A 25,987-nucleotide genomic window follows, 5' to 3' on the forward strand; every position below is an offset into this window, starting at 1 on the left:
CCAACGCAAAGGGCGGCCACAGGCCGCCCTTTGCTTTATGCCGTCGACTTGCGCCCGCCGGCCATGGCCATGCGGGCGCCGCCGGCGAACCTCACGCCGGCGTCGGCTCCCCCGCCGGTGCCGGTGTAGCGCCCGCCTTCGCAGCGCGGGTAAAGCGCGCCGAAAGCATGCGGCGCATCTCGTCCAGCCCCTGCCCCTTGCCGGCCACCTTCAGCACCGCGTAACCCTCCAGCGCACTGCTCATCAGGTCGCTGCCCAGCGCCATCTCCGTATCCGCGCCGCGCTGGTACAGCCGGCCGAGGCGCAGCAGGCGCGGACGCAGCGCATCCAGCGTGGCCAGGTCGCGCTGGTAGGCGGCCAGGTCGAAATTGCCGGGCAGCACGCCGGGGTTCTGCGCAAACACGTGGCCCGCCTGCCGGCAGAACGATTCGGACTTGTCGCCCATCTTCACCAGCTGGTGGCGCTGGTCCGGCGTGAGCGCCACCAGCGGGGCGAGGCCGGCCTCCAGCGCAGTCAGCGCGTTGTCGATGGCGGCGAGGGCGTCGGCGGTAAGGTCGATGTCGACGAGGTTCTGGCTCATGTTCGCTCCATGAATGATGGGAAGGTCGCGCCGGTCCGCAGGGCCGGCGCAGGCAGCCTATCCGCCCACTCCGCCCGGGCTTGTAGGGCGTCGCCCCGCATCCGCACCGGCCTATTCCGCAAAACCTGCCCGCGCCCGCCGACCACGGCGCGCACACCGCCCCGCCCTGCCATTCCCCCCGCGCAGGGCCAGCGCAAGGCCCCAAGCTCCGAGCGCAAGGCTTTTAGTCCCACGCGCAAGGCAAAAAGCCTTGCGCGCCACTCCGCCGGCCTTGCGCGCAAGGGTCCGAGCCTTGCGCGCAACGCCCAAAGCCCCGTGCGCAAGGCAAAAAGACCCGCACGCAAGGCCGACCAGCCTCGCGCGCCGGACTAAAAGACCCATGCGCAAGGCTCCGCGAGCCGCGCGCCGGACAAAAAGACCCGCGCGCAACGCCCGGAGCCTTGCGCGCGAGACAGATTGCGTTGCGGCCGGGTCGCCGGGACTTGCGACCGACCCTGTCCGGCTTGTCGCCTGAACTCAGGGACACTCCGGCAAGCTGAGCAGGTTGTCCGGTTGCTCGCCATCCGCTTCGGTCTTGAGGTATTTGTGGCCGAACCGGCTGACGGCCACCAGCACCCGCACGGTGTTTCCGGCGCGCGACACGTAGAAACTCCACGTACCGCGCTCGATCCCTGCAATCGCATCCTGCTGGCTCAGCTGCCAGCGTTCCCCGTTTGGGTTGACGCCTCCGACACGAAGGATCCGCTCATGCGCGTCGTAGCGGTTCGACTTGTTGATGCAACGTATTTCGACTTGATTGGCCATGACCCTGCTCCTGTAGACATTCGGGCGACGCCGACCATCGGCGCCACCGACACAGGCTTAGCCCTTGCTGTCTCATGGGTCGAGATCGCCAACGTGCAGCGACGCAGCTCCCCAGCCTCTACACTTGCCGCAGGAACGACGCAGGGGAATCGCCCATGACGCCCGAGGCGCGCGCACGGGAAGTGATTGATCGCAAGCTGCAAGACGCGGGCTGGCTCATCCAGGACACCAGAACCCTCAACCTTGGCGCGGCAACTGGCATTGCCGTTCGCGAATTCCCCACCGACACCGGCCCGGCCGACTACCTGCTGTTCGTGGACCGCCAGCCGGTGGGTGTCATCGAGGCCAAGCGGGACGAAGCCGGCGAAAACCTCACCGTGCACGAGGCGCAGACCGAGCGCTACGCCGGCGCCCAGCTCAAGTGGCGCAAGGACAACGCGCCGTTGCGCTTTCTGTACGAGAGCACCGGCCAGATCATCCACTTCACCGACGCTGGCGACCCGCGGCCACGGGCCCGCGAGGTGTTCCACTTCTTCCAGCCGCGCACGCTGGCCGAATGGGCGGCCCAGCCCGACACCCTGCGCCAGCGGCTGGCGACACGGATGCCGCCGCTGCCGACGGACAACCTGCGCGACTGCCAGATCGGTGCCGTCACTGGCCTGGAAAAGTCGCTGGGGATGGCCAAACCGCGCGCACTGGTACACATGGCCACCGGTGCCGGCAAGACCTTCACCGCCATCACCTCGGTCTACCGGCTGCTGAAGTTCGGCGGGGCCAAACGCATCCTGTTCCTGGTCGACACCCGCAACCTCGGCAAACAGGCGCACCAGGAGTTCATGGCCTACACACCGCCGGACGACGGCCGCAAGTTCACCGAGCTGTACAACGTGCAGCGCCTTGCCAGCAGCCGCATCGATCCGCACGCGCAGGTGTGCATCAGCACCATCCAGCGCATGTACTCGATCCTTTCCGGCGAGGCCATCGACGAATCCGCCGAGGACATCTCGCTGGCCGAGCTGCCGCCCGGCACCAAGCCGGCGCGCGAAGTCCGCTACAACCCGACCGTGCCGATCGAGACCTTCGACTTCATCGTCATCGACGAGTGCCACCGCAGCATCTACAACCTGTGGAAGCAGGTGCTGGACTACTTCGACGCCTTCCTCATCGGCCTCACCGCCACCCCGGACAAGCGCACCTACGGCTTCTTCAACGAAAACGTGGTGGCCGAATACAGCTACGAGCAGTCGGTGATCGACGGTGTCAACGTGGGCTATGACGTCTACGAAATCGAAACCCAGATCACCAAGGCCGGCGCCGAGGTGAAGGCGAAGGAATGGGTTGACCACCGCCACCGCGAGACCCGCGCAAAGCGCTGGGCCGAAACGGAAGAGGACATCGACTACACCGGCAAAGAGCTGGACCGCTCCGTGGTCAACCCCAGCCAGATCCGCACCGTGATCCAGGCGATGAAGAGTGCGGTGGAAAACGCCCTGTTTCCCAGCCGGCAGGAAGTGCCCAAGACGCTGATCTTCGCCAAGACCGACAGCCACGCCGACGACATCATCCAGATCGTGCGCGAGGTCTACGGCGAGGGCAACGCGTTCTGCAAGAAGGTCACCTACCGCGCCGAGGATGACCCGGACACCGTGCTCTCCAACTTCCGCAACGACTACCACCCGCGCATCGCCGTCACCGTGGACATGATCGCCACCGGCACCGACGTGAAGCCGCTGGAAGTGCTGCTGTTCATGCGCGACGTGCGCTCCAAAGGCTACTACGAGCAGATGAAGGGCCGCGGCGTGCGCAGTCTGGACGTCGAGTCGCTTAAGAAGGTCAGCGGCAGCGCCGACAGCGCCAAGACCCGCTTCGTGCTGATCGACGCGGTGGGCGTGGAAAAGTCGCTCAAGACCGAAAGCCGCCCGCTGGAGAAGAAGCCCGGCGCCAGCCTGGAGCAACTACTCAAGAGCATCGCCTTCGGCGGGCGCGACGAGGACACCGTGCTCAGCCTCGGCAACCGCCTGGTGCGCATGGCCAAGCAGCTGGACGACAAGGCGCAGGCACGCATCACCCAGGCGGCCCAGGGACTCAGCCTGCGCGAGCTGGCTCGCGGCCTGATCGAAGCGGTGGACCCGGACCGCGTGGTGGCCGATGCGCTGGACGCCGCCAAGGCCGCCGGCATCACCCGCAGCGAGGACACCCTCACCCCGGGCGAACTCGACGCCGCCCGCGAGCAGCGCATCACCGCCGCCTGCCAGCCGTTCGACGATCCGGCCTTGCGAGACATGCTGGAAACCGCCCGCCGCGAGCACGAGCAGCTGATCGACCACCTCAACCTCGATCAGGTCACCTTCTCGGGCTACGGCGCGCAGGCCGAGGCCAAGGCGCAGGCCACCGTGCAGGCCTTTGCCGACTACCTCAGCCAGCACAAGGACGAGATCGCCGCGCTGGGCTTCTTCTACGCGCAGCCGTACCAGCGCCGCCCGCTCACCTTCGCCATGATCGAAGACCTGCACGAAGCACTGAGCCGCCCGCCGCTGATGCTCACCACCGAGCGCCTGTGGTCGGCCTATGCCCGCGTGCAGGCCAGCAAGGTGAAAGGCGCCGACACCCGCCGCCAGCTCACCGACCTGGTGGCACTGGTGCGCTTCGCATTGGGGATGGACGACGAACTTAGGCCCTTCGCCGACAACGTGGACAGGCGTTTCCAGGCCTGGATCTTCCGGCACAATGCGCAGCGCGCCACGTCGTTCACCCCCGAACAGACCGAGTGGCTGCGGCTGATCAAGGACCACATCGCGTCCAGCTGTGCCATCAGCCCCGAAGATTTCGACTACGCCCAGCTCGCCGCCAAGGGCGGGTTGCAGAAGGCGTGGCAGGTATTTGGCGAGCAGCTCGATGGGCTGCTGGCGGAAATGAATGAGGAGTTGGTGGCTTGAGCTTATGCGTCTGGACTAACGGTGATATCCCTACTGGGTGGGTAGTGAACGAGCTCACTGGAATGGTCACCACACGAGCGGGAAACTCCAAACTCATCAAAGGAAAGTTGAGCAGCCTCCCATCAAGACGGCTCTATCAGGCTTTCAGTGCATCTGGTCCCGACGTGTGGACTGAACATTTTGAATATCAAGGGGATGGCATCGTCGTTTCTGCGGTCGGTGCGCGTTGTGGCAAGTCATTTCTGGCACATGGGGAATGGACAGCGATAGCAAATACGCACGTGATCATTCCTGACCCGGAAGCGTTCGAAACCAAATTTTTGTGGTACGCACTTAACGATGAAGACTTCTGGATAAAAAGCGGCTCGGCTCAGCCATTTGTTGTGGTCAGTAAAAGTCTGGCTCGTAAATTCGCACTCCCTCCACGACACGAACAAACCCGCATCGTCGAAAAGCTCGAAGAACTGCTGTCCGACCTCGACGCCGGCGTGGCCGAACTGAAGGCAGCGCAGCGCAAGCTGGCGCAGTACCGCCAGTCGCTGCTGAAGGCCGCCGTGGAAGGCGCCCTCACCGCCGACTGGCGTGCCGCCCGCGCCCGCTCCGGCGAACCCCAGGAAACCGGCGCCGACCTGCTCCAACGCATCCTCACCGAACGCCGCGCTCGCTGGGAAGCCAAGCAACTCGCCAAGTACGCCGAACAAGGCAAGACCCCACCCAAGGGCTGGCAAGCCAAATACCCTGAGCCTGTCGCGCCAGATACCGCAGACTTGCCAGTGCTGCCCAGTAAGTGGACATGGGCGAGCCTGGATATGGTCGGCGACATCGCTTCGGGTGTCGCCAAGGGTATGAAGCGTTCGCCCACGGTAGCCACTCGCGAAGTGCCCTACCTTCGGGTGGCGAATGTTCAACGTGGCTATCTCGACCTCACGCAAGTTAGGACCATCGAGGCTACCGAGGCCGACATCCAAGACCTTCGCCTGCAGCCACGGGACGTGCTCTTCAACGAAGGCGGAGATCTCGACAAACTCGGCCGTGGCTGGGTCTGGCGCGGCGAAGTGCCCGAATGCATCCACCAAAATCACGTGTTCCGACTGCGGCCTTACCTGCCTGCAACTCCGTCCGAGCTGATCTCACACCACGGAAATACATTTGGCAGGACCTGGTTCAAGACGGCGGGCAAGCAGACGACCAATCTTGCGTCTATCAATATGACGATGCTGCGGGCTTTTCCCGTTCCCGTGGCCCCGGAAGATGAGGGCGTCGAGATCTTGGAACAGCTTTCCCCGATGCTTGACGCCGTGGCAGCGCAGGAGGCCAGCATCGAGCTGGCCTTGAAGCAAGCGACCACCCAGCGCAAGAACATCCTCAAAGCCGCCTTCACCGGCCAGTTGGTTCCGCAAGATCCCAACGACGAGCCCGCCAGCGTGCTGCTGGAGCGCATCCGCGCCGAACGCGCCATGCGCGACAGCGCGGCGAAACAACGCGGCCGCAAGCCCAGGACCACCGCATGAACAGCAACACCCTCGTCCAGAAGATCTGGAACTTCTGCCACACCCTGCGCGATGACGGCGTGGGCTACGGCGACTACCTGGAACAGCTCACCTATCTGCTGTTCCTCAAGCTCGCGCACGAGTACGCCCAGCCGCCGCACAACCGCGCCACCCACATCCCGCGCAGTTGCGACTGGAACAGCCTCAAGAGCAAAACCGGCGAACCGCTGGAGGCGCACTACCTCAACGTGCTGCACAAGCTCGGCGAAGAGCCGGGCATGCTCGGCGCGATCTTCTTCAAGGCGCAGAACAAGATCCAGGACCCGGCCAAGCTTTCCCGGCTGGTGCAGATGATCGACGCGGAGAACTGGCTGAGCCTGGATGCCGACGTGAAGGGAGACCTCTACGAAGGCCTGCTGCAGAAGAACGCCGAGGACACCAAGAGCGGCGCCGGCCAGTACTTCACCCCGCGCGCGCTGATCCAGGCGATGGTCGAGTGCGTCAACCCCGAGCCGATGAAGACCGTGGCGGACCCGGCCTGCGGCACTGGCGGATTTTTCCTCGGCGTGCACGAGTGGCTCACCCGCCCCGGCACGTCGCTCGACCGCAAGCAGGCCAGGTTCCTGCGCCACGAGGCCTTCCACGGCAACGAGATCGTCGCCGGCACGCGCCGCCTGTGCCTGATGAACCTGTTCTTGCACAACATCGGTGAACTGGATGGCACGCCGGCCGTGGACCGCTCCGACGCGCTGATCTCCGAACCGTGGAAGACCTTCGACTACGTGCTGGCCAATCCGCCCTTCGGCAAGAAGAGCAGCATGACCATCACCAACGAGGACGGCGAGGAAGACCGCGACGCGCTGACCTACGAGCGCCAGGACTTCTGGCAGACCACCTCGAACAAGCAGCTCAACTTCCTGCAGCACATCGTCTCGATGCTCAAGACCACCGGCCAGGCCGCCGTGGTACTGCCGGACAACGTGCTGTTCGAAGGCGGCGCCGGCGAGAAGATCCGCCGCAAGCTGCTGGAAACCTGCGACGTGCACACCCTGCTGCGCCTGCCCACCGGCATCTTCTACGCGCAGGGCGTGAAGGCGAACGTGCTGTTCTTCGATAAGAAGCCAGCCAGTCCGAAGGCTCACACCAAGGGCGTGTGGATCTACGATCTGCGCACCAACAGGCACTTCACGCTCAAGACCAAGCCGCTCAAGCGCGAGGACCTGCAGGACTTCATCGACTGCTACCACCCGGCCAACCGCCACAAGCGCCAGGAAACCGAGCGCTTCAAGTACTTCGACTACAAGACGCTCGTCGCCCGCGACAAGGCCAGCCTCGACATCTTCTGGCTCAAGGACGAAAGCCTCGACAACCTCGACAACCTACCCCCGCCGGACGTGCTGGCGCAGGAGATCGTGGAGCACCTGGAATCGGCGCTGGCGTCGTTCCGCGAGGTGGCGGCGGCGCTGCCGGGTTCGCATGACGGCAACCGCTGACGCCGGGCCGCCGCAGGGTCAACCTCCTCCGCGCAGGCGCTGGCCGATCCGCTTCCAGAACGACGGCCTGGCCTGCCCCGCGGACGCCTTCGGCGGCACATAGCCGGGCTGCATGGCCTGGCAGTCCGCATAGAACGGTTGCGTGAGTTTTTCGGCCAGCGAGGGCGCCAGCCAGAAGCCGAGCCGCACCGGGCTGCCGGTGATCTCGACCCAGGCACCCAGCGAACCTGTACGCAGCACATTCGTGAGTTCCGCGAACGGCATGCGGCGCTCGAACACCAGCGCGTCGCCGTCCGCCTGCGGGCGCTTGCCCAGGTGCGGCTGCCAGGCCTGCTCGCCCACCTCGAAGTAGGCGTACATCGCGCGGGCGGCCAGGCTGCGGGCGCGTTCGTCGCCCACCGCGTAGCGGGCTGTCAGGGCGACCTGGCCCGGCGCGCACTGCAGCGTCACCTGGTCCTCGCGGCCGCGCACCGTCTGCGAAAGCACGAGCCGGGGCGCGTCGCCGGGGGTCTTCATGTAGGACGCCGCCAGCGGCAGGCGGCCGTTGTTCGCCACCTGCGCGGGCAGCAGCCTGGCGGCGTCCCACCAGGCGATGCCGTTCGCCATCGCGCCGCTCACCTGGGCGAGGCGCGCGGGATCCACGTCCATCGCGGCGACGTAGTCGCGCAGCTCGGCCGGCGGCGGCGCGCCGGGCTCGGCGGCGGCGCGGTCGGGCAGCAGGTTCTGGTGCAGGCCAATGCGGTCGGTGCCGCTGGGCGACCAGCGGTACAGGCCGCCCAGCCAGGCGTAGGCGCAGGCGTCGAGGCAGGTGGCCGGCCGCGCCGGCGCCGAGCCCGTGTGCCAGGTGCCGAGGTGGGTGCTGAGGCGGGCGGCGCGGAACAGCCTGCCGAGCTCGATGCCGGCGGCGATGTCGCCGCTGGACGAGTCGAGGTAGATGTCGGTGCCGGGCGACACCCGGCCCGAGCGCAGCAGCTGCCGCATCTGCTCCACCGCGGCGGCGTCGATGGTGCCGGCCAGGTAGAGCTGCGGCGCCTTGGCCATGCGCAGCGTGATGCTGTCGCTGCGGAGGTGCACGGCCAGTGGCCCCGCGAACCCGGGCGCGGATGTCGCCATGGCCGGAGCCGCCAGCGCGCAGCCCACCGCGGCCAGCAGCAGCATCGCGCCGCGGGAAAGGAGTGAATCAGGCAAGATCACGCGCCTCGTGGGGAGCAAAGAGGCGAAGTGTCGCGCACTCGCGCTGGGCCTTGCATGAATGCGCGGGAGCCTGAGGATTCGGCCTCGCCTGAATTCCAGGCCGTGCGGACTGTTCCATCGGCGCGTGCGGCGCATCTCCGCTCGCATTCGCGCGAATCGGCCGCATGCACACCGCGGCCGCGGCGGAGAACCACGGCCGCTCAGCGCAGCTGGCTGTCCTTGCTGCCGCGGCGGTTGTAGAGGTTGGCCGCGCGTTCGGCGTCCTGCGCCTGCTGGCAGGCCACGCACAGTCGCACGCCTGGCATGGCGCGGCGGCGCGCCTCGGGAATCGGCGCGTCGCATTCCTCGCAGCGGGCCAGGCCCGGGCCGCGCTTCAACTGGTCGCGGGCACGCTGCACCGCGTCGGCGACGGTGGCGTCGATCTGGTCCTGCACGGCGCCGTCGCCGGCCCATCCGGTAGCCATGGAAACCTCCGCACACGCTATGGCTGACTCTGAAATATGCGGCCGCCGGCGCGGGATTTCCAGCAGGCGGGGCTTGACCCACATCAGCGCGCTGCGGGCGTCGATGGCTAGGATGGACCGCCGACAGCGGCGACACCGGCGGGCGGCATGGGCATGTTTCAACTGGCGTGGTTGCAGGAGCAGGCCGACGCACCGGCCGGCAACCGCACGGCGCAACCGTCCGGCCCCGTCGCCGACGCGCACTTCGCACCGGGCCCGTTGCTGATCGCCTATGCCTCGCAGACCGGCGTGGCCGAGGATCTGGCCGAGGCCACCTACGAGCAGTTGCGCGCCGCCGGCATCACGGCGCAGGTGGTGGATTTCGAGGCGCTGGACCGGCCGCTGCTGGAAGCCACCGGCCAGGCGCTGTTCCTTGCCAGTACCACCTACGACGGCGACCCGCCGGACATGGCCGGGACGTTCAGCGACGAGGCGATGGCGCAGCCCGCCGCGCTGGCGCAGCTGCGCTACGGCCTGCTGGCGCTGGGCGACCGCGGCTACGGGGATTTCTGCGCCTTCGGCCGCGCGCTCGACGCCTGGCTGCAGGCGGGCGGCGCGCAGGCGTGGTTTCCGCGTATCGAGGTGGACGACGAGGACGCCCAGGCGCTGCAGCGCTGGCATGCGCAGCTTGCGGCGCTGGCCGCTCCGCCCGCGCCGCGCGGTGCCGACGCCCTCCCGTCGAAGGTGTCCACATGAGGACGCCGCTTCCTGTCGAATGGCACGAGCGCCTCGGCGCGGCACGGCCGTTCCTGCTCACGGCGCTGGCGGCCCTGCTGGCTGCGGGCTTCGTGGCGGCCGCCGTGGCACACGAACCGACCCGGCCGCTGGTATGGATGGTGGCCTACCTGGTGCTGGTGGCAGGCGTGGCGCAAGCCGTGCTGGGGCTGGGCCAGGCCGGGCTGCCCGGGCGGCTGCCGCCGCCGCGCTGGCGGGCCGCCGAATGGTTGCTGTTCAACGCCGGCAATCTCGGCGTGATCGCGGGCACGCTGCGGGGTTCGCCGGCGCTGGTCGCCGCCGGCACCGTGCTGTTCGTGGCCGCGCTGGCGGCCTTCCTGCTGGGCGTGCGCGGCGAAGGCGGCGGCTGGCTGCTGCACGCGTTCCGCGTCGTGCTGGCGGTCACCTGCCTCGGCGCCTGCGTGGGCCTGGCGCTGTCGGTGTCGGGCGCAGCGGCCTGATCGCGGAAACAATCCGTTCGCCGCGCGCCCGTTCTCCCGCGGCGCGTTCGCCTTCATGCTGTGGCCATCCAACCATGAGGGCATTCCCATGATCGAACGCAGGCCTTTCGACCGCCTCGGCGGCGCCGACCACGGCTGGCTCGACGCGAAGCATCACTTCTCGTTCGCCGGCTACCACGACCCGGCGCGCATGGGCTGGGGCGCGCTGCGCGTGTGGAACGACGACACCATCGCGCCGCACACCGGCTTTCCGCCGCACCCGCACGCCGACATGGAAATCATCACCTACGTGCGCGAGGGCGCGATCAGCCACCAGGACAGCCTCGGCAACAAGGGCCGCACGGTGGCCGGCGACGTGCAGGTGATGAGCGCGGGCAGCGGCATCACCCACGCCGAGTACAACCTGGAGGACGAGACCACGCGCATCTTCCAGATCTGGATCATCCCCGACGCGCACGGCCAGCCGCCGTCGTGGGGTACGCGGCCGTTCCCCAGGGGCGAGCGCGCCGGACGCTTCGTGGCGATGGCCAGCGGCCTCCCGGGCGACCCCGACGCCCTGCCCCTGCGCACCAACGCGCGCGTGCTGGGCGCCACGCTGCAGGCCGGCGAGACGGCGGAATACGCGATGGCGCCGGGCCGCCACGCCTACCTGGTGCCGGCGCGCGGCGCGGTGGAATTGAACGGCGTGAGGCTGGAGGCACGCGACGGCGCCGCGATCCGCGACGAGCGCGTTCTGCGCGTCACCGCGCTGGAGGATGCCGAGCTGGTGCTGGTGGACGTGGCCGCCTGAGCCACGTCCGACCGCGATCACGGGGCATGTCGATTGCGGCCTGCCCCGTTCGTCGTTTCCGGGAATACACCAGACCCGGAGACGACCGATGCCGACACTCCCCGCCATTGCCAGCCGCGAAACCTGGCTGGGTGCCCGCAAGGAACTGCTGGCTGCCGAGAAGGCCGCCACCGTCATGCTGGACCGGCTGAACGCGCAGCGCCGCGCGCTGCCGATCGTGCCGGTGGACAAGCCTTACCTGTTCGACACGCCGCACGGCGAAGCCACCCTGCTCGGCCTGTTCGAAGGCCGGCGCCAGCTGATCGTGTACCACTTCATGTTCCTCCGCGACCGCGGCGAGGGTTGCCCCGGCTGCTCCTTCCTGGTGGACAACATCGGCCACCTCGCCCATCTGCACGCGCGCGACACCACGCTCGCGCTGGTCTCGCGCGCGCCGCTGGACGAGCTGCTGCGCTTCCAGGCGCGCATGGGCTGGACGCTGCCGTGGTATTCGTCGTGGGGCAGCGACTTCAACTACGACTTCCACGTCAGCCAGGACGAGGCGGTGGCGCCGGTGGAATACAACTACCGCGACAAGGCCGAGATGCTGGCGCGCGGCGAGCACGGCAACCTCGCGGGCGAGCTGCCCGGCGTCAGCGTGTTCCTGCGCGACGGCGAGCGCGTGTTCCACAGCTATTCCAGCTATGCCCGCGGACTGGACGTGCTGCTGACCACCCACCACTATCTCGATCTCACGCCGTTCGGCCGCGGCGAAGGCTGGGACGGCATGCCCGACCTCGACGGCAAGGGCATGCACTGGCAGCGCCTGCACGACCGCTACGATGGCGAGCCACGCGCCGTCGCCGCTTCCTGCTGTGGAGACACGCCTTGAACGCACACGCTGCCGCATCCTCCCCGCCGCACGACCGCCGCTGGCTGGCGCTCGCCGTGCTGTGCCTCGGCGTGCTGATGATCGTGCTGGACACCACGGTGGTGAACGTGGCGCTGCCCTCGATCCGCGCCGACCTGCGCTTCACCGAGACCGACCTGGCCTGGGTGGTGAACGCCTACATGCTCACCTTCGGCGGCTTCCTGCTGCTGGGTGGGCGGCTCGGCGACCTGTACGGCCACCGGCGGCTGTTCCTGCTCGGCATCGCGCTGTTCACGCTGGCCTCGCTGGCCTGCGGGCTGTCCGCCACGCGGGCCATGCTGGTGGTGGCGCGCGGCGTGCAGGGCCTGGGCGGCGCCGTGGTCACCGCGGTGGCGCTGTCGCTGATCATGAACCTGTTCACCACGCCGGGCGACCGCGCCAAGGCGATGGGCGTGTACGGCTTCGTCTGCTCCGGCGGCGGCAGCCTCGGCGCCCTGCTGGGCGGTGCGCTGACCGGGGCGCTGAGCTGGCACTGGGTGTTCCTGATCAACCTGCCTATCGGCGCGGCGGTGCTGCTGCTCTCGCTGCGCCTGCTGCCCACGCTGCGCCTGGCGCTGGCGCACCGGCACCTGGACGTGGCCGGCGCGATCAGCGTCACCGCCGCGCTGCTGCTGGCGGTGTACGCGGTGGTGAACGGCAACGCGGCGGGCTGGCTGTCGCTGCGCACGCTGGGCCTGCTCGGTGCGGCGCTGGCGCTGCTGGCGGTGTTCCTGCTGGTGGAGTCGCGGGTACGCGCGCCGCTGATCCCGCTCGGCCTGTTCCGCCTGCGCAACATCGCGGTGGCCAACCTCACCGGCGTGCTGTGGGCGGCGGCGATGTTCGCCTGGTTCTTCCTCTCCGCGCTGTACCTGCAGCTGGTGCTGGGCTATCGCCCGCTGCAGGTGGGGCTGGCCTTCCTGCCGGCCAACCTGATCATGGCGGCGTTCTCGCTGGGGCTGTCGGCAAGGATGGTGATGCGCTTCGGCATCCGCGCGCCGCTGGCCGCGGGCCTGCTGCTGGCCGCGCTGGGGCTGGCGCTGTTCGCGCGGGCGCCGGTGGACGGGCATTTCGCGCTGGACGTGCTGCCCGGCATGCTGCTGCTCGGCCTCGGCGCCGGCATCGCGTTCAACCCCGTGCTGCTGGCGGCGATGGGCGACGTGGCGCCGCAGGAATCCGGGCTCGCCTCGGGCATCGTCAACACCTCCTTCATGATGGGCGGTGCGCTGGGCCTGGCAGTGCTGGCCAGCCTGGCCGCCGCCCGCAGCGGGCAGCTGCTCGCCGCCGGCACCGGCCAGGCCGCGGCGCTGGTGGGCGGCTACCAGTCGGCCTTCCTCGCCGGCGCGCTGTTCGCCACCCTGGCGGCGCTGCTGGGCGGCGGACTGCTGCGTCCCCGCCCGCATGCCGCGTCATCGCACGAAGCGCCGCGCATCGCGGAGGAGTCCTGAACCGCACCGGCGACCCGGCGGCTCCGGACCGGGCCTGAGGCTGCGGCTGCCGCGCACGATCCGGAGTGCGCGCGACGCAGGCCGGGGGCATGCTCGGCGGACCACAACTGCCTGACGGATACCGCCGAATGGACCACGCCCCCGCGCGCGCCGTGCCCGCGCCCGAGATCCACCCCCTCGAACGACGCCTGGACGCCTGCGACTGGCCCGACGTCGAGGCCAGCCTCGATGCGCAGGGCCATGCCCTGCTGCCGCGCCTGCTGCCGCCCGCCGCGTGCCGCGAGCTGGCCGCGCTGTATGCCTGCGACGCCCTGTTCCGCAGCCGCGTGACGATGGAGCGGCACGGCTTCGGGCGCGGCGAGTACCGCTACTTCGCCTATCCCCTGCCCGCACCGGTGGAAACGCTGCGCCGTGCAGCGTGGCCGCACCTCGCGCCGCTGGCCAACCGCTGGAACGAGGCGCTGGGCGTGGCCGCGCGCTATCCCGCCACGCTCGCGGACTATCTCGCGCAATGCCACGCCAACGGCCAGCGCCGGCCCACGCCGTTGCTGCTGCGGTACGGCGCCGGCGACTACAACTGCCTGCACCAGGACCTGTACGGCGAGCACGTGTTCCCGCTGCAGCTGGCGGTGCTGCTCTCCGCGCCCGGCGAGGATTTCGACGGCGGCGAATTCGTGCTGACCGAGCAGCGTCCGCGCATGCAGTCGCGCGCGCAGGTGGTGCCGCTGCGGCAGGGCGACGCGGTGGTCTTCGCGGTGAACCAGCGCCCGGTGCACGGCACGCGCGGCAGCTACCGGGTGCGCATGCGCCACGGGGTGAGCACGGTGCGCACGGGCCGGCGCCACGTGCTCGGCGTGATCTTCCACGACGCGGAGTGAACAACCCTCTTGTGCCGGCGGGTCGTCGCCTACACTGGAGTGAACGCGCCCGCAGGGAAACCCCATGTCCACCATGCACGCCATCGAGATCGTCCGCTACGGCGCGCCGGAGGTGCTGCAGCCGGCGCAACGGCCGATGCCGAAGCCCGGTCCCGGCGAAGTGCTGATCAAGGTGGCGGCCTCGGGCGTGAACCGGCCCGACGTACTGCAGCGGCAAGGCCACTACGCGCCGCCGCCCGGCGCGTCCGAACTGCCGGGGCTGGAGGTGGCCGGTGTCCTGCTCGAAAGCGACTTTCGCGGCGACAACCCGTTCGGCCTCAAGCCCGGCGACACGGTGTGCGCGCTGCTCGCCGGGGGCGGCTACGCGGCCTATGCGGCGGCGCCGCTGGCGCAGTGCCTGCCGGTGCCCGCCGGCCTCTCGCTGGTCGAGGCGGCAGCGCTGCCGGAAAACTTTTTCACCGTGTGGAGCAACGTGTTCGTGCGCGGCGCGCTGGGCCGCGGCGAAGGCGGCCCGCACGAAAGCCTGCTGGTGCAGGGCGGCACCAGCGGCATCGGCGTCACCGCGATCCAGCTGGCGCGGGCGTTCGGCCACCGCGTGTTTGCCACCGCGGGCAGCGCGGAGAAATGCGCCGCCTGCGAGCGGCTGGGCGCGGAAAAGGCGATCAACTACCGCACCCAGGACTTCGTGGCGGAGACGAAGCAGGCCACCGGCGGCCGCGGCGTGGACGTGATCCTCGACCACGTCGCCGGCGACTACGTCCCGCGCGAACTGGAGGCGCTGGCCGAAGGCGGCCGGCTGGTGGTGATCGCCACCATGGGCGGGCGCGAGGCGCGGATCGACGCCGGTCTGCTGATGCGCCGCCGCCTCACGCTCACCGGTTCCACCCTGCGCAACCGGCCGGTCGCCTTCAAGGGCGAGCTGGCCCGCGAGTTGCACCGCGAAGTCTGGCCGCTGCTGGAAGCGGGCAAGCTGCGCCCGGTGATCCACGCGGTACTGCCCGCGCGCGACGCCGCCCGCGCACATGCGCTGATGGAGGCGAGCGCACACATCGGCAAGCTGGTGCTGCGCTGGGACGACTGAGCGTCGGCGCACCGAAACCATCCGGAGGAGACGAACCATGCAAGCGGAATTCTGGCTGCAGCGCTGGCGCGAAGGTCGCACCGGCTTCCATCGCGACACGCCGCTGCCGTTGCTGCTGCAGCACTGGCCGGCGCTGGCGCTGCCGCGCGACAGCCGCGTGCTGGTGCCGCTGTGCGGAAAGACACTCGACATGCCCTGGCTGGCCGGACAGGGACATCGCGTGCTCGGCGTGGAGCTGTCGCCGCTGGCGGTGGAACAGTTCTTCGCCGAACAGGGGCTGACGCCCGAACGGCGCGAGTCGCCCATGGGCGTGCACCACGTGGCCGGCAATATCGAGATCATCCAGGGCGACGTGTTCGCGCTGGACGACGCCACGCTTGCGTCCTGCACCGCGGTGTACGACCGCGCCGCCGTGATCGCGCTGCCGCCGCCGCTGCGCGAGCGCTATGCGCGCGAGGTCTACGCCCGCCTGCCGGCGGGCTGCCGCGGGCTGATGATCACGCTGGAGTATCCGCAGCACGAAATGGAAGGCCCGCCGTTCGCGGTGGACGCCGACAGCGTGCATGCCCTGCTCGATCGGGACTGGCAGGTGGAGCAGATCGACCGCCGCGACATCCTCGCCTCCCAGCCGAGGTTCCAGGAGGATGGCGTGACGGCACTGCACACCGCCGTCTACCGCCTGCGGCGCCGGCCCGCGCCGCGGCGGTGACCGCGGCGGCGGCGGATCAGCGCGACGCGGCCGGGTCAGTCCGGCCCGACTGGCGCACCAGCCAGATCATCAGCAACGCGGCCAGCAGCACGCCCAGCGAGCCGACGCCCAGCAGCGGCGCCAGCGTGGATTCCGGCAACACGCCGCCGTAGAGCAGCAGCAGGCCGACGCACATCGCGATGGCGGCGGCCTGGTGCAGGGCGAACTGCGCGGTAGCCAGCCCCCTGGCCGGCCGTTCCAGCCACAGCCGATGGATGACGCTGTAGATGAAGGACACCGCGAAGCCGACCATCAGGATATGCGCGTGTGCCACCAGCTGCGCGTGGTTCTTCGAGGCCGCCATGTACAGCCCCACGCCCATGCCGACGATCAGGTAGCCGAGCGCCCACACCAGGTATTTCCTGTCGAAGTTCATGCCGTCCCCTCCCATTTGAAGGATGCGATGGCCGCGGTGCCGCCGCGGCCTGTCACGCAGGGGACAGCGTATACCGCTTCGGCCGCCGCTGCCGGGGCCGCGCGCCACCGGTCCGCGGAGCCGGTGCGCCTCAGCGGCGCAGCTGGCGGACGGCTGCCTCCGCGTGCCGCCCGCCGTTCCGGCACTCGCGGCGGAGTTCCTCGTACGGCGTCAGCTGCCGAAGCAGCCATTCGCGCGTCTGCGGGCCGAACAGGTTCTCCGCCTTGCGCCGCGGCCTGCCCAGCTGGCCGCTCACTGCCTCGTGCTTCCAGGGCTCCTCGTGCAGGTCGGCGATCGACTGCACGCGGCTGGATTCGAGCTCAACCCTGGGGTCCAGCCCCAGGAAGGCGCACAGGCTCCGCCACTCGCGTTGCGTGTCGCGCACCAGATCGTCCAGGAACACGAAATGGTGGCGGGGGGAGGCGGCATGCATGCCATGGATCATGGCCGCCCGGTTCCAGCGTCGCGACCACTTCGCCAGGCCGCCGCTGAAGGCGGCCTGATCCTCGTAGCGCAGGCTCGCATCCGTGATCGAGGCCAGCACGTCCTCGCCATGGCGGATCACGTGCACGAAATGCGCATCGGGCAGGTGCTGCTCGATTTCGGGGATGTAGAGCAGGTGGCAGGGCGTCTTCTCGATCCACGCCGTGCGTCCCTCGGCCCGCGCGCTGGCATCGAGCAGGCCGATGAAACGGCGCGCGCAACTCGCCGTGCGCAACGGCCAGTACGGCAGGCCGCGCAGAGACGGCAACTGCCTGCGCAAGCGCCCGAGCGTCGCGCGCGCCTGCTGGTGCGCCAGGCCCAGCCGCTGCCGCAGGCGCCGCCGCTGTCTGGCGCCGCTGTCGCCCCAACGCCATTCGAGATTGCCGTACAGGTGTTCGAAGAACGCCGTCTCCGGCAAGGTCAGCACGGCGGGATGCCGCGCCAGCATCGCCTGCACCAGCGTAGTTCCGGAGCGCGGACAGCCGACGATGAAGATGCGCTGCATGCTGGCCCTGCCGTACCGAAGCGACAAACTCGCAACCGTCCGCGAACCTACCAGCTCGTCCACCCGCGACGGCGACGCATTACATAACTTTACAAAGCCCGGCCGCCTGGCGCCGGCCGGTGCCAGGCAGGGTGCCGGCGGCGCATTTGCTACGCTGGGAACACCCGCAGCAACGGAGCCGGCGATGACGGCACATGGCATCCACACCATCGACACCGGCTTCGTGCGGCCGTGTTTCGATGCGGCATACCTCATCGTCGAGCGCGGCCGCGGCGCCTTCGTCGACTGCGGTACCAACTTCGCGGTGCCGCGCATGCTGGCCGCACTCGACGCTGCCGGCCTCGCGCCGGGCGACGTGGACTGGCTGATCCTCACCCACGTGCACCTGGACCATGCCGGCGGCGCGGGCGAGCTGCTCGCGCGGCTGCCGAACGCGAGGCTGGCGGTGCATCCGCGCGGGGCGCGGCACATGATCGATCCCTCCAGGCTGTGGGCCGGCGCCAGCGCGGTCTACGGCGAGGAAGTGATGGAGTCCACCTACGGCCGCCTGCGCCCGGTGCCGGCCGAGCGCGTGGTCGAGGCGCCGGACGGCCACGTCGTCGATCTCGCCGGCCGCACCCTGCTGTGCCTCGACACGCCCGGCCACGCGAGGCACCACCTCGCCGTGCACGACGAGCGCAGCAACAGCTGCTTCACCGGCGACGTGTTCGGCCTGTCCTACCGCGAGTTCGACACCGCGAACGGCCCGTTCATCCTGCCCACCACCTCGCCGGTGCAGTTCGATCCCGCGGCGCTGCACGCCTCGATCCGCCGCCTCGTTGCGCTGCAGCCCGCGGCGATGCATCTCACCCACTACGGTCGCGTCGAGCACGTGGCGAAGCTCGCCGGCGACCTGCATGCGCAGATCGACGCGATGGTGGCGATTGCCCGCGCCGCGCAGGACCAGCCCGATCGCCACGCCGTGCTGACCGGGGCGCTCACCGATCTCTACGCCGGGCGTGCCGCCGCACACGGCTGGACGCAGGGGCGTGCGGCGCTGGTCGCGCTGCTTGGCATGGACATCGAGCTGAACGCGCAGGGGCTGGAGGTGTGGCTGGACCAGCAGTGAGGTCCGATCCGCGGCGCGCCGCGCGGTCACGGCAGAGAGACGGTTCTGCTTGCGACCGGACGGCTTCTCCTCCTGACGCCAGGCATCCATTGCCGAGAAACCCCGGTCCTGAAGGTATGCTTCGTGTGATGCAGACCGTCCCTACGCCAACGACACTCGTGGGCCGCGTGCAGCCCGGCAAAGGCGATGCGTCCCGCTGGCTGGCACGTTTCAGCGCCGCCTATCAGGGCAAGCTGGGAATAGCCGTATTCCCCGGGTCGCTGAATCTCGTCCTGCCGCAGGCGTTCGACTGGCATTCCGCGGAGCTGAAGCCCCACCTCATCTGGTTCGGGCGCGAGGACTATGGCGGGGAACGGGACGTCTTGCTGCTCCCGTGCCGGCTGCGGAGCCTGGGCGTACAGCGCGCGTTCCTGTGGACGACGACGACAGCGGCGCGGGAACGCCCCGATCCCGAGGTCATCGAGATCATCGCGCCGCTCGGACTGCGGGCGGCATTCGGACTCCAGGATGGCGACGAGGTGACGCTGGAGGTTCCCGCCGGATGGGCAACGGGCGCATGCGGGCGCCCTGGTGTCCGGTCAGCGCATTCATTGCCGCCGGTCAGGGAGGGTTGATGGTGAAGCGTGAGGCAACCGGCCGATGAAGCAGGCTCTCGGTCTCGTTTCGCTCGTCGTTCGCGATTACGACGAGGCGCTGGAATTCTTTGTCGGCAAGCTCGATTTCACGCTTGTCGAAGATACCTACATCCCCGGGCAGGACAAGCGCTGGGTCATCGTGTCGCCGCCTGGCGCAACGGAGTCCAGGTTGTTGCTTGCCAGGGCATCCACGGAAGAGCAGGAGTCCCGCGTCGGCGCGCAGACGGGCGGTCGCGTGTTCCTGTTTCTCTACACCGACGATTTCTGGCGGGATTACGAGCGCTATCGAAGCCGGGGCGTGGAATTTGTGCGGGAGCCCAGGGAAGAGCCCTACGGGGTGGTTGCGGTCTTCCGGGATCTCTGCGGCAACCTGTGGGATCTCCTGCAGCCCCGCGAGTGGTAGGCGTGCGCGTTCCTCTCCCCGCGCAGACGCAGGCACGGAGAACGGTGAGCGGAGCGGCTTCACCACCAGCGCGCTGTTCACCCCAACGGCTTGCGATACGCATGCTGTGTCTTGGTCCGTACGTACCCCAGGTTCTCGTAGAACGGATGCGAGCCTTCGCGCGCCACGTTTGAGCGCACGCCGATCGCCTCGAAGCCCTGTGCAAGCGCCCACTTCTCGGCATCCGTCACCAGGGCGCGCCCGATGCCGGTGCCGCGCGCGGCGGCGTCCACCACCAGTCCCGCGATCTCGATACGCTCGCCCGACTCCAGCGTGAGCCGGCGCTCGACCGCGATCCAGCCGAGCAGGCCGCCGCGTTCGCCCTGCGCCACCATCACGCGGTGCTGCGGCAACGGCAGGATTGCGCGCAGGCGGGCATCCATCGCCGCCACCTCCGCCGGGTAGCCGAGTTCGCCGGCCAGGCGGGCGATCTCCGCGGCGTCCCCGATGCGTGCCGGGCGCAGCGTGGCCATCTCAGGCCAGCCGCGTGCCGTTCGGCACCGGGCGCTCGAGCGCGGTGAGCACCACGCCCTCGGACGTGGGGAAGCCGGTGAGCAGGAACTGCGAGCGGAACGGGCCGATCTGCTTCTCGGGGAAGTTGATCACGCCCACGATCTGCCGGCCCACCAGGTCTTCGGCCTTGTAAAGCGCCACGATCTGCGCGCTGGTCTTCTTCTCGCCGTAGGGGCCGAAGTCGGCCCACACCTTCCACGCCGGCTTGCGCGCCTCGGGAAAGGCTTCCACCCGGGTGATCGTGCCGGCCACGATCAGCACCTTGGCGAAATCCGCCCAGCCGATCTCCGTCGTCGCTTCGCTCATCCTTCCAGCCTCGTCTTGAATCCGTCGCGCGCCTGCTGCCACCAGTAGCTGCATTGCGCGGCGAGCAGGCCCAGCGGCTTGTACGCGCTGGCCAGCCCGTAGTCCGCGAACTGGCGCCAACCCTCGTCGCCCTCGGCGATCGCCGCGGCGAGCAGTTCGCCCGCCGCGCAGGTGGGCGCGAGGCCATGGCCGCCGAAGGCCTGCGCCCACCACAGGCCGGCGTCCTCGCCTTCGCCACGGCCGAGCTGGGGCATCTGGTGGCGGGCATAGCTCATCAGGCCCGACCACGCATAGTCGATCTTCGCATCCCCGAGCTTCGGGAACACCCGCGACAGGTCATGCCTGAGCAGCCGCTGCACCGCCTGCGGCGAGCGGTTGCGGATGGAGATGCGGCCGCCCCACAGCAGGCGCGTGTCGGGCAGCGCACGGTAGTAGTCGAAGGCGAAGCGCGTGTCGTAGACCGCCGCGCGCGTGGCGAGGCATTCGGCGAGGCGTTCGCCCAGCGGCTCGGTGGCCATCACGTAGGTGGCGATCGGCAGCACCGCGCGGTCGATGGGCTTGCGCAGGCCGGCGAGGTAGCCGCCGCAGGCCAGCACCACCTGCTCGGCGAGCAGTTCCCCGTGCGGCGTGCTGAGCAGCCAGCGCGACCCCTCGCGCTTGAGTTGCCACACTTCGCTCTCTTCGTGGATGCGCACGCCCTGCCCGGCCGCGGCCTTCGCCAGGCCGATGGCGTAGTTGAGCGGGTGCAGGTGCAGCGCGTTGCGCTCGTACAGGCCGTCGTGATAACGCTCGCTGCGCACGCGCTCGCGCAGCTCCTCCCGCGGCAGCCAGACCCAGTGCACGCCGTAGCGGTCGGCCAGCAACTGCTGGCGCTGGCGCAGCACCTCGGGATCGCGGAACCAGTTCGCCCAGATCACGCCCTCGTCCACCGCGTCGCAGGCGATGGCGTAGCTGGCCACGCGCGCGCGGATGCGCTGCACCGCCGCCGTGGTCAGGCCGAACAGGGCGCGGGCGCGCGCCTCGCCGAGCTGGTCGAGCAGCGCCTGCTCGCCCAGCGAATAGCCGGCGAACACGAAGCCGCCGTTGCGTCCGGAGGCGCCGAAGCCGATCTGCTCGCGCTCCAGCAGCACCACGTCGCGCACGCCGCGTTCGGCCAGGCCCAGGGCGGTGTTGAGTCCCGCGTAACCGCCGCCCACGATGGCCACCCGTGTTTCATGCCGCCCTTGCAGCGGCGGATACGTCTCGTATGGCGTGGCCGTGGCGCGGTAATACGACGGAACCGGTGCTTGCTTCATGCCTGGCGCCCCTGTGCGACAGCGAAGCGTCCGAGCATAGCCCATTCAACGCACGGCGCTTATTGGACCAGGCTTACCTAGAGCAGGCGCTCGTCGCCGCGGCCGTGATCATCCACCACGCGCACGCGGTAGCTGCCCGCGCTGCGCGGCTGCCAGAACAGGCTGGTGCCGGGGGATCCCTGCCCCGCGTAGGCGTCATCGACGAACCAGTACAACGCGCCGGCATCGGCGGTGGCGCTGGACGCGATCGGCGTCGGGGGCCGGTGCTGGTGCAGCCGCATCGCGTAGGTGCCGGCGCGCAGCGGCGAGGTGATCTGCTGCGGATCGCCCGCGGGACGGCCGGCGTCGCGGCAGGCCGGGTTCCACGGAAAATGCCGGTGGATCTGAGGCGAATGTGCGAGATTCAGGTGCACCCCGTGCACCTCCTGCGCAGCAAAGATGGCGGGATGCAGCCGCGATCCCGGCACGGCAAGGCCGTGCCACGACAGGCTAGGGCATCACAGCGCGGCGGCGATCTCGCGCACCACCGGCACCAGCGCCGGATCCTGCAGCGCCATGTGCATGGTGGCGCGCACCAGGCCCGCCTTGTTGCCGCAGTCGAAGCGGGTGCCCTCGAAGCGGTAGGCCAACACCTTGCCCTGCTCTTTCAGCAACGCGTCGATCGCATCGGTGAGCTGGATCTCGCCGCCGGCACCCGGCGTGGTCTGCTCCAGCAACTGGAAGATCCGGCCCGGCAACACGTAACGACCCACCACGGCCAGGTTCGACGGCGCATCGGCGGGCTTCGGCTTTTCCACCATGTGGCGGATGCGCGCGCTGCGCCCGTCGATGCGCACGGCATCGACGATGCCGTACTTGTCGGTTTCGTTCTGCGGCACTTCCTCCACCGCGATCACGCCGGCGCTTTCGCGCTCGCCCAGTTCAGCCATCTGGCGCAGGGCGCCCTTGCCGGCGCCGTTCCAGATCAGGTCGTCGGGCAGCACCACGCCGAACGGTTCATCGCCCACCACCGGCTTGGCGCACAGCACTGCGTGGCCGAGGCCCAGCGCTTCGGGCTGGGTGACGAAGATCGCGCGCACGTGCTTGGGCAACGTGCCCTGCACCAGCGCCAGCAGCGCATCCTTGCCCTTTTCCTGCAGCTTCGCCTCCAGCTCGTAGGCCTTGTCGAAGTAGTCGGCGATGGCGTGCTTGTAGCGGTTGGTGACGAAGATCAGCGTGTCGGCGCCGGCGTCCACGGCCTCGTCCACCGCGTACTGGATAAGCGGCTTGTCCAGCACCGGCAGCATCTCCTTGGCCACCACCTTGGTGGCGGGCAGGAAGCGCGTGCCCAGGCCAGCCACGGGGAACACCACCTTGCGCAACGGCTTGCTCACTCACTTCTCTCCTGTTTCGTGACGGCGGATCGAAACCACGTTGTCCGGCTGCGCCGTCTCGCTCCAGCGGAACGAGGGCAGCAGGCTGGATACGCAGCGCCGCAGCTCTTCGTCGTTGTCCGTGGCGACCATCTCGTCCGCCTTGTGCATCATCGCCTGCAGCAGCTCCCACGGCACCTGGCGATGCTGGGCGAGGAAGATCTTGGCGTGGGTGGTGGCGCTGTACTGCTCCAGCGGATGGAACAGTTCCTCGAACAACTTCTCGCCCGCGCGCAGGCCGGTGTAGACGATCGGGATCTCGCTGCCCGGCTTCTTGCCGGCGAGGCGGATCATCTGCTCGGCAAGGTCGCGGATCTTCATCGGCTCGCCCATGTCCAGCGCGAAGATCTCGCCGCCCTTGCCGAAGCTGGCCGCCTGCAGGATCAGCTGGCAGGCCTCGGGGATGGTCATGAAGTAGCGCGAGACCTCCGGATGGGTCACCGTGACCGGGCCGCCTTCGCGGATCTGCTGGCGGAACAGCGGCACCACCGAGCCGGCGGAGTCGAGCACGTTGCCGAAACGCACCGTGATGTAGCGGGTATCGGCATGCGCGTTGAGGTTCTGGCACCAGATCTCGGCGATGCGCTTGCAGGCGCCCATCACGCTGGTAGGGTTGACCGCCTTGTCAGTGGAGATCAGCACGAAGCACTCGACACCGGCATCGCGCGAGAGGTCGGCCATGGTGCGCGTGCCGAGCACGTTGTTGAGGAAGGCGGCGCGCAACTGGCCCTGCAGCATCGGCACATGCTTGTAGGCCGCGGCATGGAACACCACCTGCGGCTGCGCCTCCGCCAGCACCTTGCGCATCAGTACAGCGTCGCAGCAGCTGGCCAGCACGCCGTCGAGCAGCAATTCCGGAAAATTCGCCCGCAACTCGCGGGTGATCCGGTAGAGGTTGTATTCGCTGTGGTCGATCACGACCAGCGACTGCGCGCCCAGCCGCGCCACCTGGCGGCACAGCTCCGAGCCGATCGAGCCGCCGCCGCCCGTGACCAGCACGCGGCGGCCGCTGATCGTCTCGCGGATCGCCGTCCAGTCCAGCTCCACCGCGTCGCGGCCGAGCAGGTCCTCGATCGCCACTTCCTTGATCTCGTTGAACTGCGCACGACCGGCGACCACGTCATCCAGCCGCGGGATGGTCCGGTACGGCAGCCCGCTGGCGTCGCACAGCGCCACCACCCGGCGCATCTCGCTGACCGAAGCGCCAGGCAAGGCGATCAGCAGCATCTCCACCGCCGCCTCGCGAGTGATCTCGGGCAACTGCTCGAACTGGCCCAGCACCGGATGGCCGTTGATGCTGGCCCCCCGCAGCGCGGGGCGATCGTCGATGAAACCCACCACGAGGTAACCGCCATCGCGTTGAAGATCGCGCGACAGGACCTCGCCGGCACGGTCGGCGCCGAGGATCAGCACGCGGCGCATCGGGCGCTCTCCGGTGACGCCGAGGCGGCTGTCCTTCCAGTAGCGATAGGCCAGCCGCGGCACGCCCAGCACCATCGCCAGCACCACCGGATACAGCAGCAGCATCGAGCGCGGCACGCCCTGCAACCGGTTGAACATCGACAGCAGCAGCCACACCGCCGCCGATCCGAGCACGACGGCGCGCAGGATGTTCCACAGGTCCGGCAGGCTGGCGAACCGCCAGACGCCCTTGTACAGACCGGTCCAGCGGAAGACCAGACCCTGCGCCAGCAGCACCACTGGAAACTCGAACCAGCGGAAGTGCATCACGTCTTCCGGCCGCACCGCATAGCGCAGCAGCTTGGCGATCCACCAGGCCAGCGCGGCCATGGCCAGGTCATGCAGCATGACGGCCACGCGGGGATGGATGATGCCGACGAGCCTACGCAGCGACATGGCGGTCCTTGTTCGAGCGGCGCCGCAGGCAACGGCGCTTGAGCAGCAGCCATAGCGCCGCCGCAGCCAGGTAGGCGCCCATGGTAGTCGGCAGGGCCTGCCGTGGATGACTCCACGCCAACCAGGCCAGCGGTGCGGCAAACAGCAGGTTCCATGTCATGTAGATCACGCCTCCCCCGGCATGCGTGAGACCGCACCTGACCAGCCACTGGTACAGGTGCTCGCGGTGGGCAGTGTACCAGCGGCGGCCGCGCCAGAACCGCGACAGCAAGGTCAGGCTGGCATCGACGACGAAGGCCGAGGACAGGATCAGCGCCGGCCACAGCAGCCATGCCCCGGCCCGCCCCAGCATCACCGTGAACGCGAAGATCAGCAGCCCCACGCTGCCGCTGCCCACGTCGCCCATGAAGATCCGTGCCGGCGAACGGTTCAGGCACCAGAAGCCGAGGCTCGCCGCAGCGAGGCAGCCGGCAGCCAGCGCGAGTGCCTCCTGCCCGCCGCCCCAGGCCAGCAATGCCAAGCCGGTCCCAACGAACATCGCCTGTTGGGCCAGCAGACCGTCGATGCCGTCCATGAAATTGTGCAGGTTGATGCTCCAGGCGCCACCCAGCACGAGCACGGGCAACCACCACCACGACAGGCCGGCCACTCCCGATGCAACGGCGAACAGCAGCACGGCCAGCAGCTGTGCACCGAAGCGTGGCAGGATCGGCAGCGACCGATGGTCGTCCCACCAGCCAGCCAGCGCCACCAGCAACAGCGCCACCAGCAGGCCGATCAGCACCCTGGGTGGCCATGGCTCCGCCGTGCCGAGCAAGACGCCGGGCAGGCACAGCAGGCTCGCGACGACGATGCCGACGCCGCCACCGCGTGGCGTGGGGATGCTGTGCGAGCGTCGCTGGCCGGGACGATCCAGCATGCCGCGACGATGCGCGTAGGCGATCGCCGCCCGCGCCGACAGCCAGGCGACGAGGAAAGACGACAGCAACCATCCGATGGCCGGGATCATG

Annotated in this window: 27 protein-coding genes; 14 read left to right on the forward strand and 13 right to left on the reverse strand. The window is 69.2% G+C overall.

The window, feature by feature from the left end; all coding sequences use genetic code 11:
• Nucleotides 1–91 precede the first annotated feature (91 nt).
• Both ACQGNW_RS14755 and ACQGNW_RS14760 read right to left on the reverse strand, forming a co-directional pair.
• Nucleotides 92–580: a hypothetical protein gene (locus ACQGNW_RS14755; RefSeq protein ID WP_426663980.1), complete on the reverse strand. Its 489-nt coding sequence runs from the start codon at nt 578–580 to the stop codon at nt 92–94.
• A 516-nt stretch (nt 581–1,096) separates the two neighbouring features.
• The gene (locus tag ACQGNW_RS14760; RefSeq protein WP_426663981.1) at nt 1,097–1,384 is read right to left on the reverse strand and encodes a DUF3892 domain-containing protein; all 288 of its coding nucleotides are present in this window, start codon (nt 1,382–1,384) and stop codon (nt 1,097–1,099) included.
• Nucleotides 1,385–1,539: 155 nt separating this feature from the next.
• Between ACQGNW_RS14760 and ACQGNW_RS14765 the strand changes: the two genes are divergently transcribed.
• The 3 genes from ACQGNW_RS14765 to ACQGNW_RS14775 are packed head-to-tail and all read left to right on the forward strand — an operon-like array spanning nt 1,540 to nt 7,303.
• Entirely contained in the window at nt 1,540–4,320 is a 2,781-nt protein-coding gene (locus ACQGNW_RS14765; protein ID WP_426663982.1) for a type I restriction endonuclease subunit R, read from the forward strand.
• 44 nt (nt 4,321–4,364) lie between these two features.
• Nucleotides 4,365–5,831, forward strand: coding sequence for a restriction endonuclease subunit S (locus ACQGNW_RS14770; RefSeq protein WP_426663983.1), 1,467 nt, complete (start codon nt 4,365–4,367; stop codon nt 5,829–5,831).
• Entirely contained in the window at nt 5,828–7,303 is a 1,476-nt protein-coding gene (locus ACQGNW_RS14775; RefSeq protein WP_426663984.1) for a class I SAM-dependent DNA methyltransferase, read from the forward strand. Before ACQGNW_RS14770 ends, ACQGNW_RS14775 begins: the two co-directional genes overlap by 4 nt.
• 18 nt (nt 7,304–7,321) lie before the next feature.
• Here the strand turns inward: ACQGNW_RS14775 and ACQGNW_RS14780 are convergent, their stop codons facing one another.
• Both ACQGNW_RS14780 and ACQGNW_RS14785 read right to left on the reverse strand, forming a co-directional pair.
• A complete protein-coding gene (locus ACQGNW_RS14780) occupies nt 7,322–8,491 on the reverse strand; it encodes a hypothetical protein (protein ID WP_426663985.1) in 1,170 nt (389 codons plus the stop codon).
• A 206-nt stretch (nt 8,492–8,697) separates the two neighbouring features.
• On the reverse strand, nt 8,698–8,961 hold the full coding sequence (locus ACQGNW_RS14785; protein WP_426663986.1) for a DksA/TraR family C4-type zinc finger protein: 264 nt from the start codon (nt 8,959–8,961) through the stop codon (nt 8,698–8,700).
• A gap of 147 nt (nt 8,962–9,108) precedes the next feature.
• Between ACQGNW_RS14785 and ACQGNW_RS14790 the strand changes: the two genes are divergently transcribed.
• The 8 genes from ACQGNW_RS14790 to ACQGNW_RS14825 all read left to right on the forward strand — a co-directional run bounded on the left by ACQGNW_RS14790 (nt 9,109) and on the right by ACQGNW_RS14825 (nt 15,967).
• Nucleotides 9,109–9,696 carry a flavodoxin domain-containing protein gene (locus ACQGNW_RS14790; RefSeq protein WP_426663987.1) on the forward strand — a complete coding sequence of 196 codons (588 nt, stop codon included), beginning with the start codon at nt 9,109–9,111 and terminating at the stop codon, nt 9,694–9,696.
• Nucleotides 9,693–10,175, forward strand: coding sequence for a hypothetical protein (locus ACQGNW_RS14795; protein WP_426663988.1), 483 nt, complete (start codon nt 9,693–9,695; stop codon nt 10,173–10,175). The genes ACQGNW_RS14790 and ACQGNW_RS14795 overlap by 4 nt, the downstream gene beginning before the upstream one ends.
• 88 nt (nt 10,176–10,263) lie before the next feature.
• Nucleotides 10,264–10,965, forward strand: a complete 702-nt coding sequence (locus ACQGNW_RS14800) for a pirin family protein (protein ID WP_426663989.1) — start codon at nt 10,264–10,266, stop codon at nt 10,963–10,965.
• Nucleotides 10,966–11,053: 88 nt separating this feature from the next.
• Nucleotides 11,054–11,836, forward strand: coding sequence for a DUF899 domain-containing protein (locus ACQGNW_RS14805; RefSeq protein ID WP_426663990.1), 783 nt, complete (start codon nt 11,054–11,056; stop codon nt 11,834–11,836).
• Complete coding sequence (locus ACQGNW_RS14810; RefSeq protein ID WP_426663991.1) at nt 11,833–13,299, forward strand: DHA2 family efflux MFS transporter permease subunit; 1,467 nt, start codon at nt 11,833–11,835, stop codon at nt 13,297–13,299. Before ACQGNW_RS14805 ends, ACQGNW_RS14810 begins: the two co-directional genes overlap by 4 nt.
• 128 nt (nt 13,300–13,427) lie before the next feature.
• Nucleotides 13,428–14,177: a 2OG-Fe(II) oxygenase gene (locus ACQGNW_RS14815; protein WP_426663992.1), complete on the forward strand. Its 750-nt coding sequence runs from the start codon at nt 13,428–13,430 to the stop codon at nt 14,175–14,177.
• A gap of 73 nt (nt 14,178–14,250) precedes the next feature.
• Nucleotides 14,251–15,258 carry an NAD(P)H-quinone oxidoreductase gene (locus ACQGNW_RS14820; protein ID WP_426664778.1) on the forward strand — a complete coding sequence of 336 codons (1,008 nt, stop codon included), beginning with the start codon at nt 14,251–14,253 and terminating at the stop codon, nt 15,256–15,258.
• Nucleotides 15,259–15,295: 37 nt separating this feature from the next.
• Entirely contained in the window at nt 15,296–15,967 is a 672-nt protein-coding gene (locus tag ACQGNW_RS14825; protein ID WP_426663993.1) for a thiopurine S-methyltransferase, read from the forward strand.
• Between the two features lie 16 nt (nt 15,968–15,983).
• Here the strand turns inward: ACQGNW_RS14825 and ACQGNW_RS14830 are convergent, their stop codons facing one another.
• Nucleotides 15,984–16,382 (reverse strand): TonB-dependent receptor, encoded by a 399-nt coding sequence (locus tag ACQGNW_RS14830; RefSeq protein WP_426663994.1) that lies wholly within the window; start codon nt 16,380–16,382, stop codon nt 15,984–15,986.
• Nucleotides 16,383–16,512: 130 nt separating this feature from the next.
• Nucleotides 16,513–17,409 (reverse strand): sulfotransferase family protein, encoded by an 897-nt coding sequence (locus tag ACQGNW_RS14835; protein WP_426663995.1) that lies wholly within the window; start codon nt 17,407–17,409, stop codon nt 16,513–16,515.
• 184 nt (nt 17,410–17,593) lie between these two features.
• Between ACQGNW_RS14835 and ACQGNW_RS14840 the strand changes: the two genes are divergently transcribed.
• The 3 genes from ACQGNW_RS14840 to ACQGNW_RS14850 all read left to right on the forward strand — a co-directional run bounded on the left by ACQGNW_RS14840 (nt 17,594) and on the right by ACQGNW_RS14850 (nt 19,555).
• Nucleotides 17,594–18,517 (forward strand): MBL fold metallo-hydrolase, encoded by a 924-nt coding sequence (locus ACQGNW_RS14840; RefSeq protein ID WP_426663996.1) that lies wholly within the window; start codon nt 17,594–17,596, stop codon nt 18,515–18,517.
• A gap of 128 nt (nt 18,518–18,645) precedes the next feature.
• Nucleotides 18,646–19,131 carry a DUF120 domain-containing protein gene (locus ACQGNW_RS14845; protein WP_426663997.1) on the forward strand — a complete coding sequence of 162 codons (486 nt, stop codon included), beginning with the start codon at nt 18,646–18,648 and terminating at the stop codon, nt 19,129–19,131.
• 25 nt (nt 19,132–19,156) lie between these two features.
• Nucleotides 19,157–19,555: a VOC family protein gene (locus ACQGNW_RS14850; protein WP_426663998.1), complete on the forward strand. Its 399-nt coding sequence runs from the start codon at nt 19,157–19,159 to the stop codon at nt 19,553–19,555.
• Between the two features lie 77 nt (nt 19,556–19,632).
• Here ACQGNW_RS14850 and ACQGNW_RS14855 read toward each other — a convergent pair whose 3' ends face one another.
• The 7 genes from ACQGNW_RS14855 to ACQGNW_RS14885 all read right to left on the reverse strand — a co-directional run bounded on the left by ACQGNW_RS14855 (nt 19,633) and on the right by ACQGNW_RS14885 (nt 25,986).
• Nucleotides 19,633–20,067 carry a GNAT family N-acetyltransferase gene (locus ACQGNW_RS14855; RefSeq protein ID WP_426663999.1) on the reverse strand — a complete coding sequence of 145 codons (435 nt, stop codon included), beginning with the start codon at nt 20,065–20,067 and terminating at the stop codon, nt 19,633–19,635.
• A gap of 1 nt (nt 20,068) precedes the next feature.
• A complete protein-coding gene (locus tag ACQGNW_RS14860; RefSeq protein ID WP_426664000.1) occupies nt 20,069–20,413 on the reverse strand; it encodes a tRNA-binding protein in 345 nt (114 codons plus the stop codon).
• The gene (locus tag ACQGNW_RS14865; protein WP_426664001.1) at nt 20,410–21,708 is read right to left on the reverse strand and encodes an NAD(P)/FAD-dependent oxidoreductase; all 1,299 of its coding nucleotides are present in this window, start codon (nt 21,706–21,708) and stop codon (nt 20,410–20,412) included. The genes ACQGNW_RS14860 and ACQGNW_RS14865 overlap by 4 nt, the downstream gene beginning before the upstream one ends.
• A gap of 77 nt (nt 21,709–21,785) precedes the next feature.
• Nucleotides 21,786–22,121, reverse strand: a complete 336-nt coding sequence (locus ACQGNW_RS14870; protein ID WP_426664002.1) for a hypothetical protein — start codon at nt 22,119–22,121, stop codon at nt 21,786–21,788.
• 84 nt (nt 22,122–22,205) lie between these two features.
• The gene (galU, locus tag ACQGNW_RS14875) at nt 22,206–23,081 is read right to left on the reverse strand and encodes a UTP--glucose-1-phosphate uridylyltransferase GalU (RefSeq protein WP_426664003.1); all 876 of its coding nucleotides are present in this window, start codon (nt 23,079–23,081) and stop codon (nt 22,206–22,208) included.
• Nucleotides 23,082–24,977 (reverse strand): polysaccharide biosynthesis protein, encoded by a 1,896-nt coding sequence (locus ACQGNW_RS14880; protein WP_426664004.1) that lies wholly within the window; start codon nt 24,975–24,977, stop codon nt 23,082–23,084.
• Entirely contained in the window at nt 24,964–25,986 is a 1,023-nt protein-coding gene (locus tag ACQGNW_RS14885; protein WP_426664005.1) for an MraY family glycosyltransferase, read from the reverse strand. Before ACQGNW_RS14885 ends, ACQGNW_RS14880 begins: the two co-directional genes overlap by 14 nt.
• Nucleotide 25,987 lies beyond the last annotated feature (1 nt).

It is taken from the genome of Rhodanobacter aciditrophus (assembly GCF_050026795.1).
Taxonomy (GTDB): Bacteria; Pseudomonadota; Gammaproteobacteria; order Xanthomonadales; family Rhodanobacteraceae; genus Rhodanobacter_A.